Source organism: Gilliamella sp. Nev6-6, assembly GCF_001690605.1.
Classification (GTDB): Bacteria; Pseudomonadota; Gammaproteobacteria; order Enterobacterales; family Orbaceae; genus Gilliamella; species Gilliamella apicola_C.
In genome coordinates this window covers 22,109-35,738 of sequence record NZ_LZHP01000053.1, presented here as the reverse complement: position 1 = coordinate 35,738, position 13,630 = coordinate 22,109, and the positions used below count along the sequence as shown (strand labels likewise).

The 13,630-nt window shown below is 35.6% G+C and carries 9 protein-coding genes and 1 pseudogene; 6 read left to right on the top strand and 4 right to left on the bottom strand.

Going from position 1 to position 13,630, the window contains the following annotated elements:
* Positions 1 to 36: 36 nt before the first annotated feature.
* The gene (gene lptD / locus A9G42_RS06220; protein WP_065566851.1) at positions 37 to 2,400 is read right to left on the bottom strand and encodes an LPS assembly protein LptD; all 2,364 of its coding nucleotides are present in this window, start codon (positions 2,398 to 2,400) and stop codon (positions 37 to 39) included.
* 75 nt (positions 2,401 to 2,475) lie between these two features.
* Positions 2,476 to 3,810, bottom strand: coding sequence for a polynucleotide adenylyltransferase PcnB (pcnB, locus tag A9G42_RS06215; RefSeq protein WP_081297937.1), 1,335 nt, complete (start codon positions 3,808 to 3,810; stop codon positions 2,476 to 2,478).
* 431 nt (positions 3,811 to 4,241) lie between these two features.
* Between pcnB and oxyR the strand changes: the two genes are divergently transcribed.
* A complete protein-coding gene (gene oxyR, locus A9G42_RS06210) occupies positions 4,242 to 5,168 on the top strand; it encodes a DNA-binding transcriptional regulator OxyR (RefSeq protein ID WP_065566849.1) in 927 nt (308 codons plus the stop codon).
* Positions 5,169 to 5,206: 38 nt separating this feature from the next.
* Positions 5,207 to 5,851, top strand: a complete 645-nt coding sequence (gene fabR, locus A9G42_RS06205; RefSeq protein WP_065566848.1) for an HTH-type transcriptional repressor FabR — start codon at positions 5,207 to 5,209, stop codon at positions 5,849 to 5,851.
* A gap of 240 nt (positions 5,852 to 6,091) precedes the next feature.
* Here fabR and pntB read toward each other — a convergent pair whose 3' ends face one another.
* Positions 6,092 to 7,483: a Re/Si-specific NAD(P)(+) transhydrogenase subunit beta gene (gene pntB / locus A9G42_RS06200; RefSeq protein ID WP_065588715.1), complete on the bottom strand. Its 1,392-nt coding sequence runs from the start codon at positions 7,481 to 7,483 to the stop codon at positions 6,092 to 6,094.
* Positions 7,484 to 7,498: 15 nt separating this feature from the next.
* Positions 7,499 to 9,031: a Re/Si-specific NAD(P)(+) transhydrogenase subunit alpha gene (pntA, locus tag A9G42_RS06195; protein ID WP_065652965.1), complete on the bottom strand. Its 1,533-nt coding sequence runs from the start codon at positions 9,029 to 9,031 to the stop codon at positions 7,499 to 7,501.
* Between the two features lie 277 nt (positions 9,032 to 9,308).
* Between pntA and A9G42_RS06190 the strand changes: the two genes are divergently transcribed.
* From A9G42_RS06190 to mukE, 4 genes and pseudogenes are all read left to right on the top strand, one after another.
* Positions 9,309 to 10,673, top strand: coding sequence for a hypothetical protein (locus A9G42_RS06190; protein ID WP_065652964.1), 1,365 nt, complete (start codon positions 9,309 to 9,311; stop codon positions 10,671 to 10,673).
* A gap of 142 nt (positions 10,674 to 10,815) precedes the next feature.
* Positions 10,816 to 11,200, top strand: a pseudogene (locus A9G42_RS14750) (transposase); the annotation flags it as partial.
* A 330-nt stretch (positions 11,201 to 11,530) separates the two neighbouring features.
* Positions 11,531 to 12,853 (top strand): chromosome partition protein MukF, encoded by a 1,323-nt coding sequence (gene mukF, locus A9G42_RS06185; RefSeq protein ID WP_065652963.1) that lies wholly within the window; start codon positions 11,531 to 11,533, stop codon positions 12,851 to 12,853.
* A gap of 88 nt (positions 12,854 to 12,941) precedes the next feature.
* Positions 12,942 to 13,628: a chromosome partition protein MukE gene (mukE, locus tag A9G42_RS06180; protein WP_065582551.1), complete on the top strand. Its 687-nt coding sequence runs from the start codon at positions 12,942 to 12,944 to the stop codon at positions 13,626 to 13,628.
* Positions 13,629 to 13,630 lie beyond the last annotated feature (2 nt).

The following is a 13,630-nucleotide window of genomic DNA, read 5'->3' as shown; positions in this document are numbered from 1 at the left end:
AATTTATTGGTTATCTATCATTTTTACAGAAATATCTTATTCAAATGTTGTTGTATATGGTAGTTTTCCGAAATTTAGCATTTTGGCTTTGGTGTCTCGATTGTTGCCTAATCCTTGCAATTCGAAATTAATAGACAATTTATTTTCATATTTGCTTCTACGAGAAGTATTGTTCCAATCTGTTAATTTTCTACCATACTGTATTGTTGTTCCCCAACAACAATCACTATAATGTAATCCGACAAAACCATCTGCGGATTGCCCTAATTTTACATCATAATAATACGATCCAACAGCGCTGACTGTTTGTGATAATGGCCACGCTGTCATCACTCCTGCTTGGGAGATGTCTTGTTTGTAACCTCTATAAGCAGAATTTTTATCAACAGTATCAATATAGTTACGATTTGCGTAGCGATAAGATAATTGTGCTAACTTATCTGCAGAAGGTCGATATTCAAATGTCGCATTAGCTAATGAAATTGTATCAATTCGAGTATCATACTGGACCCCACTTCTAAAGATCATGTCATCATTTATGCGCCAAAAATTATCTGATGCCCAAGTAATACTGCCAGTGTCAGAGTTTTCGTCTAAACCATTATTGTGTTCACTTGTTTTTGATTTGGTAAAATAAGTAATTTGCCCAATTGATAAGTTGAATTTTTCAACTTTGTTCTGATTATAAATTCGTGTTGTTACACCCGTTGATATTTTATTAGTTGAAGCAATTCTATCTAGGCCACTATAAGGCTGATCTCTGAATAAGCCAATATAATCTGATTGCAATATAGTGGAATCATATGCCCAAATATTTGATTGTTTTCGATATGGAATATAGATGTATTTTACTCGTGGTTCTAAGGTTTGAGTATAGTTATGGAGATAAGGCATATCCCGTTCAAAGATGACTTTACCGTCAATACTAAATTTAGGTAAAAAACGATTTACGTTTTTGTCTAAGTATTTATATTGATCAATATAATTTTTAATATTATCTTGTTTATAGTGAGTAGCCATAAAACCCGCTTCAGTGGCTAATGATGACCAAGAATTGGTTAAGGTATAATTAAGCGTTGGTTCCAGATGTGCTCGCCATGCTTTAGGTTTCTTTTGACCCGATGTCAAGAAGCGGGATAGTTGAGAAAATGCTCTAAACTTGAAAGGTCCCAAATCATTATTATAATAACTAATATCTAATTGTGGCTCGGTTTGGTAAAGTGAATTTTTTAATTCAGAGTGAAATGGCTGAAAATGCTTATAGCCTAGCGTAAGATCCCAATTCTCGTCATTATAAGCAATTTTATAGAACTGTGTTAAGTAGCCAGCAGTTTGGGATGCATATTTAGAGTTTAGATTGGTAAGATACTGATTGTCGCTAACACGCGTTGTATCAGTATAAAAACGCCAATTATAGTTAATTAATTCTTCATTTTTCCAATGGAATAACCAACGATGTTTATTATCATCATAATTGTTGCCATTAAAATGATTTTTTCTATCTGCGTCATATTGTCTATCATGTTGCAACCAAGAAAATGCAAGTGTGCCTAAACCTATTTCATTTAAATAACGAAATTCTGTTTGTAATTGTACACCTCGTTTTTGTAAAATTCTCGGCGTAAAAGTTGCATCATAATTTGGTGCAATATTCCAATAGATTGGTATTGAAAAATCAATGCCATCAGTACTGTCATAGCCAAAATTAGGCATCAATAATCCAGAGCGACGTTTATCGCCAGTTGGTAATTGTAAATAAGGTGAATATAGAACAGGGACTTTACCAACACTAAATACCGCATTCCAAACTTCTAGTAGCTGTTCTTCATTGTCATGAATAACCGTTGTTCCCTTAATATTCCATGTACTATCATTAACAGGACAAGATGTAAAACTACCATTTTTTAAAATAACATAGCGGTTCTTTTCAAAATTCATCTGATCAGCATTACCGCGACCAAGTCGATTAACAAGGTGATATTGGCTTGGGCTCATATTGGCATCATTGTTATTGAGATTCATTGATGCATTCTCGCCTTTCATTTTTATCAAATTATCTTGATAATTAATATTTCCTTCTAATGTTACAGTTCGATTATTATCATCATTGGTGTCAATGGTTACTTTGTCTGCTTGAACAGTGCGGTTACCTTGCTCAATAAATACTTCACCTTGATATATGGCAATATTTGGATAAATCGCTTCGAATTGATTAGCTTCAGCATTGACTGGTAAGGTATTTATATTTCCATTGACTAAAGGGCGATCAAACCTAGGTACGTCTACAAGGCATTGAGGATTATTGCTAACAGCTTTCGGTAAATCTATAGCATAACTAGCGTTGTTATACAAAGAAATAGTGATGGTTAGTGCAATAAGAGAAGGCGTTAATTTTTTCATCAATGATTATAAAATTATTATGATTATTTTAATTTCAACATTATAACGATTATTTATAAAAGTGCGAATTAAAAATTAACGTTTCACTTTGCGTTTATTGATTTTATTAAGTTGTTTTACCATCAATATTCTTTTTTCTACCGAAGAGTATTGGAATTCATCCCACCATTTAGCCAGTTCTAAGAGTTCTCCTTTTTCGATTGAGGCTCGCATTTCTAACAGATCATAAGCTGCTCGAAATTTAGGATGTTCTAATATAACAAATGCTCGTTTACCTTCTCGTTTTTTCATACGTAGCTGCAAGCGCCAAATATCTCCCATTGTAGAGGTAAAACGTCGAGGTATGGCAATATTTTTGCATTGCTCACTTAGCACTTCGTTAATTGTCATCGAAAATGAATCATGGAATGGTAAGCCACTTTCAACGCAGGTTGCTTGTGTTTGCTCAATAATTGGGTACCAGAAAAATGCAGCGAATAAAAATGCAGGGTTGACCCGTTTATTGTTGGCAATACGATAATCGGTATTTTTTAGAGCCTGCGCAATGATTTTTTCTAGGTAACCATTTTGATTATTGGTAAAAAACCGCCCAATAATCGGAAATAATTGCTCAAAAAGACAATATTCTCTCAGTAGCTCATAAGTTTTGTAGCCATTGCCTGCTTGTAATAGTTTAAGAGACTCATCAAAAAGCCGAGCAGACGGAATATTTTTTAATAAAGGTGCAAGGTGTTTAATTGGTTCAGCAGTAGCTGGTTCAATTGCCATATTTAATTTAGCAGCAAAACGAACAGTTCTTAACATTCTAACAGGATCTTCTCGATAACGAGTCTGTGGATCGCCGATTAATCGAATAATACCTTTTTGTAAATCTTTCAATCCTCCGCAATAATCACGTAAAGTGAAATCATTAATACTATAATAAAGGGCATTCATGGTAAAATCGCGGCGAATTGCATCTTGTTCAATAGTTCCGTACACATTATCTCGTAACAGCATACCTGATTGTGAACGTTTAGATATATTAGTTTGTCCTTCTTGAGACGCATGATCTCCACGAAAAGTCGCAACTTCAATGATTTCTTTGCCAAACATAATGTGAGCGAGGCGAAATCGTCTTCCCACTAGACGACAGTTACGGAAAAGCTTCTGAATTTGCTCGGGCGTTGCATTAGTCGTGATATCAAAATCTTTTGGTGTTTTGCCTAAAATGAGATCTCTAATACATCCACCTACTAAATAAGCTTCATACCCTTGTTTATTTAATCGATGAAGGACTTTTAATGCATTTTCACTAATTTCTTTGCGGGATATATTATGTTCATTACGTGGAATGGACACATAGCCCATTTTCTGTTTATCTTCATGACGGAAAAACTTTTGATAAAAACGTGAAACTTGTTTAAAAATAGCACACCTCAAAAAAGTATCTTGGCTTAAAAATAGTTATTGTGTGTGATTATATCGTAATTGCTAATAAGTTTCCATGTTTCTTAAAATTGATGTTTTTCTCTCAATAAAATGATTTTTCCAAAATGATTTAAATATTATATTTGATTTTTTGAACATAATTATCAACAATAGTACTTAATATAGTAATATTAGTAATACCTAATTAAAAACGACAAATTTCGTTTTGCATTGGTTAGTGTTTTTTTACTAACTGATTAAGATGAAATAAAACTATACTCAGAACTTCTTCTTGTTTATTTGTTTCGTAGGATATTATTTATAAAGCATTATAATTTAAGAAATTATAAAGCGCATTTTTAATGCTATTAATCTTACATATGGAAGCTATTTGAGTATATACCATTAACTAATAACTTATTGGGGATATTATGAATATTCGTGATTTGGAATATTTTGTTTCGTTAGCTGAATTTCGCCATTTTCGTAAAGCAGCAGATGCTTGCAATGTGAGTCAACCAACTCTTAGTGGCCAAATTAGAAAATTAGAAGATGAATTAGGCGTAATGTTATTAGAACGTACGAGCCGCAAAGTATTATTTACACAAACAGGTATGATGCTAGTTGAACAGGCTAAAGAGATTTTGCGTAATATTCAAATTCTAAAAGAAATGGCAAGCCGTCAAGGTGAAGAAATGTCAGGACCGATGCATATCGGATTAATTCCTACTATAGCGCCTTATCTTTTACCTCATGTTATTACCGTTTTACATGAATCTTTTCCAAAATTAGAACTTTACTTACATGAAGCACAAACGGCTAGTATTGTTGCCCAGTTAGAAAGTGGTAAGCTTGATTGCGCTATTGTTGCGCAAGTTAAAGAGACATCTCAATTTATTGAATTGCCTTTATTTGAGGAACCGATGTTTTTAGCTGTTCGATCTGATAACGAGCTAGCAAATAAAAAGACCATTAAATTATCTGGCTTAAAAGGACATAAATTTTTAATGTTAGAAGATGGTCACTGCTTGCGTGATCACGCAATGGGGTATTGTTTTCAAGTTGGCATTGATGAAGATAAACAGTTCAAAGCGACTAGTCTTGAAACGCTAAGGAGTATGATTTCTGCCGGTCGTGGTATCACTTTATTTCCAGAACTTGCTGCTCCTAATGAGCGAATTCGTGATAATATCTGTTATATTCCTTGTACAGACCCAGTGCCATCACGTAGTATTACTTTGATTTATCGCCCTGGTTCACCATTACGCTCTCGCTATGAAACAATAGCTAAGACTATCCGTGAGCATATGCCAAAAGTACTTGCTGAAAAAGAGCAATTATTAAAATCAGCAAATTAATGTTTGAGGATGTAGGAATATCAGAATTGAGCTATTAGATGAAAAATATCAAGACTGGTGGTGTTCGAGCTCAACAGAAAGAAAGAACTCGCCGTACTTTAATCGAAGCCGCATTTAATCAACTTAATGCAGAGCAAGGTTTTGCTAGTTTAAGTTTACGAGAAGTAGCGCGTGAAGCAGGAATAGCCGCTACTTCATTTTATCGGCATTTCCGTGATATGGATGAGCTTGGTTTAGCCATGGTTGATGAAAGTGGCTTAACGCTTCGTCAATTGTTGCGTCAAGCACGTAAGCGTATCGAAAAAGGTGGTAGTGTATTACAGACATCAGTAACCACTTTTATTGAATTTATTGATAGAAATCCGAAAGTATTTTTATTGCTTCTTCGTGAAAAGGCAGGGACATCGTCTGCTTTTCGCTCTGCTATTGCGCGCGAAATTCAGCACTTTATTGTTGAGCTTGTTGACTATCTTGATAATGCCAACCAAATGCCTCACCATTATAACGAAGCGCAAGCCGAAGCGATGGTCACTATTGCATTTAATGCTGGTGCTGAAGCCATTGATTTTGACATAGTTCAGCGTCAAAAACTAATTGAAGATCTTATTTTCCAGCTTCGAATGGTGTCCCGTGGAGCGTATTATCTTTATCATAAAGAACAAATTAAAAAAGATAACTGTTAGCAGAAAGGCTATTTCATACATGAAACCTGTATTTTTCTAAAATTATTTTAACTAAATAAATCATTTGTTTAGTTGGCACTAACAGAAAAGGTTAATATTATTTTGCTAATTTAGTTACTATTTAATTTAATTAATATTAATGGTATGAATTTCTAGCATTTAAGTTTGTAGATAGGCGGCAAAAGCTTATTTTTCGGTTATTACTGTGGCAAGCGCCACAGTAATATTTGCCGCGATTAATTAAAGGTTTTGTAGTACTTTCTCAACGCTATCTTTCGCATCGCCAAATAGCATATAACTATTTTCTTTAAAGAAGAGTGGGTTTTGCACACCTGCATAACCGGTATTCATTGATCGTTTAGAAATAATTACCGTTTTTGCTTTCCAAACCTCAAGAACTGGCATGCCAGCAATTGGACTATTTGGATCTTCTTCTGCTGCTGGGTTAACAGTATCATTTGCACCAATAACCCAAACGACATCGGTGTCAGGGAAGTCATCATTGATTTCATCCATTTCAAGGACGATATCATAAGGGACTTTGGCTTCCGCAAGTAACACATTCATATGTCCAGGCAAGCGTCCTGCAACAGGGTGAATACCAAATCTCACTTCAATATCCATTGCTCGTAGTTTTTCTGTAATATTACTTACAGCACCTTGTGCTTGTGCAACAGCCATACCATAGCCAGGAACAATAATAACAGAGCGAGCTTCTTTTAATGTTTGTGCAACTTCAGCGGGTTGCATTTCACGGTACTCACCTTGTTCTTCATCAGATGAATTTGCTATATTACCATCACTACCAAATCCACCTGCGATAACGCTAATAAATGAACGGTTCATTGCTTTACACATAATATATGAAAGAATTGCGCCGGATGAACCAACTAATGCACCAGTTACAATAAGAAGATCATTACCTAGCATAAAGCCTGCAGCAGCGGCAGCCCAACCCGAATAAGAGTTTAGCATTGAAATAACAACAGGCATGTCAGCACCACCAATTGAGGCAACAAGATGGAAGCCAAAAGCAAAAGCGATAATTGCCATAACTAATAAGCTAATTGTTGCACCTGCACCACTTTTCAGTTCAACAAAGCTAAACATTAAAATGATAGAAACAACAATTGCTGCTAAGTTCCAATAATGTTTGTTTGGAATGGATAGCGGTTTAGAACTAATGCGACCATTTAATTTGCCAAAGGCGACAACAGAGCCAGAGAAAGTAACAGCACCGATAAAGACACCAACAAATATTTCAACTAAGTGAACACTAAGTTCACCACCGCTAAAATCTTGGATGTGAGGATCTAAGAAACTGTTGAAACCAACAAGCACGGCGGCCATGCCAACAAAGCTGTGAAGTAAGGCAACCAGTTCTGGCATTTGTGTCATTTCAACTTTTTGAGCTAAATATAAACCAATTGCCGCACCAATAACCATAGCGATAACTATCCAGTGTAGTCCACCAGTGATACTAGCAACCGCTGCGATAAGGGCGATTGCCATGCCAATCATACCGTAGATATTTCCTGATTTGGCCGACTCTTGGTTAGAAAGACCTCGTAAGCTAAAAATAAAAAGTAATGCAGCAATAACATAGGCTGCTTGAATTATTCCATTACTCATAATTTATGCTCTCCTTTACTTATCACGTTGGAACATTTTCAGCATTCTTTGGGTAACAAAGAATCCACCAAAAATATTGATACTAGCAATCAAAATAGCTACAAAGGCAATTGCCGTTGTTAAGCCATTATCATCGCTGACTTGTAATATTGCACCGACTAATATAATACCGGAAATTGCATTTGTTACCGACATCAGAGGTGTATGTAAAGAGTGTGTGACATTCCATACTACGTAGTAGCCAACAACACAAGATAATGCAAACACAGTAAAGTGACCTAAAAAGCTTTCAGGAACGGAATGAGCAAGCCAGAAGAAAGCAATAATAGCCAAAGCTAAAATACCGTATTTTTTACGAACATCCATTGGTTTAGGTTCAGGTTTAGCAATTGGTTCAGCTGCTTTTTTCTGAGGTTGAGCTGATACCTGAATTGGCGGTGCTGGCCAAGTAATTTCTTTGTCTTTAACCACCGTTACACCACGGATTACGACATCTTCAAAATTGATATCAATATTCCCGTCTTTTTCTTTAGCAAGTAGTTTTAATAGGTTAACAATGTTCGTACCATAAAGTTGTGATGCTTGCGCTGGCATACGATTAGCTAAATCAGTATAACCAACAATCTTTACGTTGTTATCCGTTTCGAAAATTTCACCTGGTTTAGTCAATTCACAGTTTCCGCCAGTTAATGCTGCTAAATCAACAATAACACTGCCAGGTTTCATTGATTCAACCATTTCTTTCGAAATGAGTTTTGGTGCAGGTTTGCCTGGAATTAATGCTGTTGTGATAATAATATCAACATCTTTCGCTTGCTCAGCAAATAGGGCCATTTCAGCTTCAATAAAGGCGGCTGACATCTGTTTAGCATAACCGTCACCAGAACCTGCTTCTTCTTCAAAATCTAACTCTAAAAAGTCAGCGCCCATGCTGTTAATTTGTTCGGCAACTTCAGGTCGGGTATCAAAAGCACGAACAATTGCCCCCAAACTCACTGCGGCACCAATTGCTGCAAGGCCTGCAACACCTGCTCCAATAACTAATATTTTAGCTGGAGGCACTTTACCGGCAGCGGTAACTTGACCGGTAAAAAATCGACCAAATTGATTTGCTGCTTCGATAACTGAACGGTAACCGGCAATATTAGACATTGAACTCAATGCGTCCAAAGATTGTGCGCGTGAAATACGTGGCACACAGTCCATTGCCATAACAGTAACATTTTTAGTGGCAAGTTTTTCTAATAGTTCTTTATGTTGAGCTGGATAAATATAACTGATAAGGGTTAATCCCTCTTTCATTAAAGCAATTTCATCATCTGTTGGTGCATGAAATTTTAAAATCAGATCATTTTGCCAAATTTCTTGCGTGTTTTGAATGGTTGCTCCAGCATCAATAAAAGCTTGGTCTTCAAAATGAGCAGCATGTCCAGCGCCCTGTTCTACAGAGACTGTAAAGCCAAGTTTTAACAGTTGTCCAACAGTTTGAGGCGTTGCTGCAACTCTAGCTTCATTGGCTAACCGTTCTTTAGGTATACCGATATGCATTTCGTTACGTCCTTATGTTAGTTTATAGAATGTATACTGATTTTAGCATAAATAAGCGTTTGTGCGAGTACGGAATAAATAAATTCAAATTTATTTTTATACTGTTTAAAATAAAATAAAAAACAATTATAATTAATATGTTATTTATTAATTTTTATAGGTAAAAGTAAAATTATGAATTTATGATTTTAATTTATTTATAAACTTTTTAATGCGCTATAGGTAAGGGATCTTAATTAGAGTAAAAATAAATTAAAAAAAACATAAGGATATTATGATGAAAAAAAATAACTACAGAAGTTTTATTTTTATATATGTTATTTCTTTTTTATTTCTTTCAACTTTTTCTGTTCATGCTGCTAAATCCTATTCAGCGATCTCTCAAAAAGCAATTATTGGTAACGCACCTTATTTATTATTAACAGATCGAGTTACAAAACTATCAAATTTAAACCAACTTCAAGGCTTTAATATGCCGAGACGAGATGGCCATGGTGGCATAGAATGGTTAAATGCGTGGGATTCCTCTGTCGCTATTCGTGCACCAGAACACATGCATTTTTCGGATGTATGGACATTAGTTCCTGCTGATGGAAATTTTCATAATGTTGCTGGTGTATTAATCGGTGATGATGATGGTGACGAAAAGGAGGGAACAATTTCGGGTACTATGAAAGCTACATGGTATGACAATAATATACCGATACCTAACGATCGTTTAAATTGGGAATTATGGAACTGTGGTGGTCCATATACCTTAAAAGTTGAGGTAAATGATGTAAGTGTAACTACCAGATATGGTATTCCTAATAGTCGGTTTTATGGTAGTGCTCCTCCTGTTGTATATACTTTTATGCCATATGGACAAGGTATTTGTTATCTTAAACCAAATGAGATGACTAATTATGGTGGGCACGATAGTAGTGTGTTTAATGAAATAAACGGTTTTAGTCGTTGGTCAGGTTTTCCTACAACTGGATTTAAAAAAGCTGGTTTTAGTTTAATTGGTTCAGGAGCCGATCAAACTCGATATCGTTGCTATTCTCATAATGGAGCAGGAAAGATTTCTTTATGGACTGCAGGAGGAATTGCACAAAACTGTTCTGTAATATATGAGTCGGCAACAAAAGGGGAGTTTATCCAAAATGGAACACCGACGATAACAATGGAATATTTTAATGGTCAATCATGGATATGGTTAGATAATTTTACTATTCCGGTCCCAAATAAATGGGCAAGAGCTGGTAGTTCGGAAATAGTCTTTGCAAACAATCGAATGGTAAATTCTGCAACTCGTTTCCCAGCATTAGATTTTTGTCGAGGTTCAAGACAAGGAAGAACAACAAAAGAGGAAGCAATGAACTATAATTTTCGACGTCAATACTTGTATGATATCAATGAGCTAACTAATAATTGGGATCATTTTATTCGGGCTGTAGGGACATTTATGGGAGAATGGGGTATAACCCAAAGATATGGTGGAATTTGGAGTAAAGATGGTGAAAGATGGACCAGTGAGTTAGAAAAAATAAACGGTGGTTTTTTTGGGGGAAAAGTATATCGAGTAATGGGGCTTAGAGGTAACGTTTCTCTAGATCGTGCGAATTATCCTAGTACTATTGCGGTGTGCAGAGGCGATTAATTTTTATATTATTAGCGTGTGTTTATCTCTGATGGTAGTTTTTTTAATAGCATAGTGAACTTTATAATAATTTTGCCAAAAAACAACCATAACTTAGTTCACTATACCAAGAACAATGTTAACAGATAAGCAGTAAGAAACGATGATGAAAATAATGAAAAGTACGGGCAAGCTTATAATAAACCAGAATAATAGGGTGACATTTGAAGGAATACTGTTCCGAATAAGAACGGGTATTCCTTGGCAAGATTTACCAATTACATTTGGTTAATGAAATACATTCTATAGATGTTTTAATTTATGCCCTAGAAAAGTCATATTAATGTATATTTTCAAACAACTATTAAGTATAGCTGTTTTGAATGGGTTTTCCTCGATGGTTTTATTGTGCGAGCGCATCGATATAACTCAGTTGTAACAACTCAGTATTCACAGCAGATAAGAAAAAGCTGCGGGGCAATTCAACTAAAATCCATCTCGCTGTTGATAGTGGTAGTTTACCGATTTGTTTCGAGCTTTCGCAAGGATAACATCATGATATCGCTAGCACTTATACTTTTGTGGCTGCCAATGCATTGTTGATTAATATACGAACACAAAAGCTCAACAACTCTTAATTAACTTCATGTTATTATGACCAATATAAAAGTATTGGTCTTTTCAGATTATCTTATTTTTTATTATTATACCGTTAAAAGGCAATGTAAGTTAAATAATTATAGTTTTCGAGCTTTCATCGAATTCCATTACAAATTTACTCTATATTGTTATATAATTGGCGTTATTTTTGTTTCTACCTTGAGATATAAAACTTTGAGGTATGATTCGATTTTATCTCCTTAAATTAAGGATTTTTTATGATTGATTTTTCCCAATCAGTGCCAGAACTGGTCTCTTGGGCAAAAAAGAATGATTTTTCGATCGTCTTGCCTGTTGAAAGGTTAGCTTTTTTATTAGCTATTGCTGTATTAAACAGAGAGCGTTTTGATGGAGAGATGACAGAATCGGAATTAATTGACGCTTTTAGGCATGTTTCACAAATTTTTGAGCAAAGTGAAGATACCATTACTGTGCGTGCCAATAATGCAATTAATGATTTAGTCCGACAGCGGTTTATTACTCGATTTACCAGTGAAATGACTGATGGGTTTTCTATCTATCGTTTGACGCCATTGGGAATAGGTATTACTGATTATTATATTCGTCAGCGAGAGTTTTCCACCTTACGTTTATCTCTCCAACTTTCTATTGTTGCACAAGAGTTAAAACGTGCTGCCGATGCTGCGCTTGAAGGCGGTGATGATCTGCATTGGCATCGCAATGTTTTTGCGCCGTTAAAATATTCCGTTGCTGAGATTTTTGACAGTATTGATATCACGCAACGTGTTATGGATGAGCAGCAGGCAGATGTGAAGCAAAACATTTCAGCCTTATTAAGCCAAGATTGGCAAGCTGCAATTAGTAGTTGTGAAGGTTTACTTACCGAAACATCGCAAACATTGCGCGAATTACAAGACACTTTAGCAGCGGCTGGGGATAAATTGCAAGCCAGTTTGCTTTTAATACAAGATGCGACGCTTGATAATCCTGATCTTGATAAAATTAACAATGTTGTTATGGATTTACAAGGTAAACTAGATCGAATTATTGGTTGGGGGCAAAAAGCGATAGACCTTTGGATCGGTTATGATCGCCATGTCCATAAATTTATTCGTACTGCTATTGACTTAGATAAAAATCGTGTGTTTTCACAGCGTTTACGTAAATCGATACAAGGATATTTTGAGTTGCCTTGGTCGCTGACTTTTGCTAATGCTGATCGCTTACTTGATATGCGTGATGAAGAACTAGCTTTACATGAAGCAGAAGTAACAGGAGAATTACCGTCAGAACTTGAATTTGAAATGATTGAAGAGATTCAAGAACATATAATTGCTCATATTGAGCAAAATTTATTGGTCTTTAAGCAAGAACATAAACCACTTGATATAGGTCTTGCCATTTATAGCTATTTGGAACAGTTCCCACGCGAACAACACTTTGATATTGCAAGATTATTTATTGAACAAGCTATTCGTCTAGGTATTGCCGAAGATGATTTGCTTGGAATTCCTGCTGAGTGGAAGCCTATTAACGATTATGGAGCTAAGGTGCAAGCACATGTCATCAACAGATATTAACGATTTTGAAACACAACGAACCGCACATCATCTTGATGAAGTTAAGGAGCGTATAGCCACAAGTTCTCAAGCATCTATTGATAAATATATGTCAGTTAAATTGGCGCAAGCAATTGCTAATCCTATCTTTCCTGAGCTTGATAGTTTACTGCGATCTGGGCGCCATATTGGTATTGATGAACTTGATCATCATGCATTCCTAATGGATTTCCAACTTGAGCTTGAACAATTTTATCAACGTTATAATGTAGAATTAATTCGAGCGCCAGAAGGCTTTTTTTACCTACGCCCTCGTTCTACAACATTAATTCCTCGCTCAGTTCTTTCTGAACTTGATATGCTTGTTGGCAAGGTACTTTGCTATTTATACTTAAGCCCAGAACGATTGGCTCATGAAGGCATTTTTACCCTACAAGAATTGTTTGATGAGTTAGTTTCGTTAGCTGATGAAAGTAAATTACTTAAATTAGTGAACCAACGTTCAACAGGATCTGATTTGGACCGCCAAAAACTCTTTGATAAAGTGAAAACAGCGTTAAATCGTTTACGCCGGTTGGGTATGATCTTTTTTATTGTTGGTAACGATAGTAATCGTTTTCGTATCAACGAAGCTATTTTCCGCTTTGGGGCAGATGTACGTAGTGGTGATGATGTACAAGAAGCCCAATTACGCTTAATTAGGGATGGAGAAGCAATTAAAATTGAATCATCACTTACCTTAGATAATGATAATAATGAAGAGCAATATGAAGACGTTAATGAGGAGACAGAATAAAC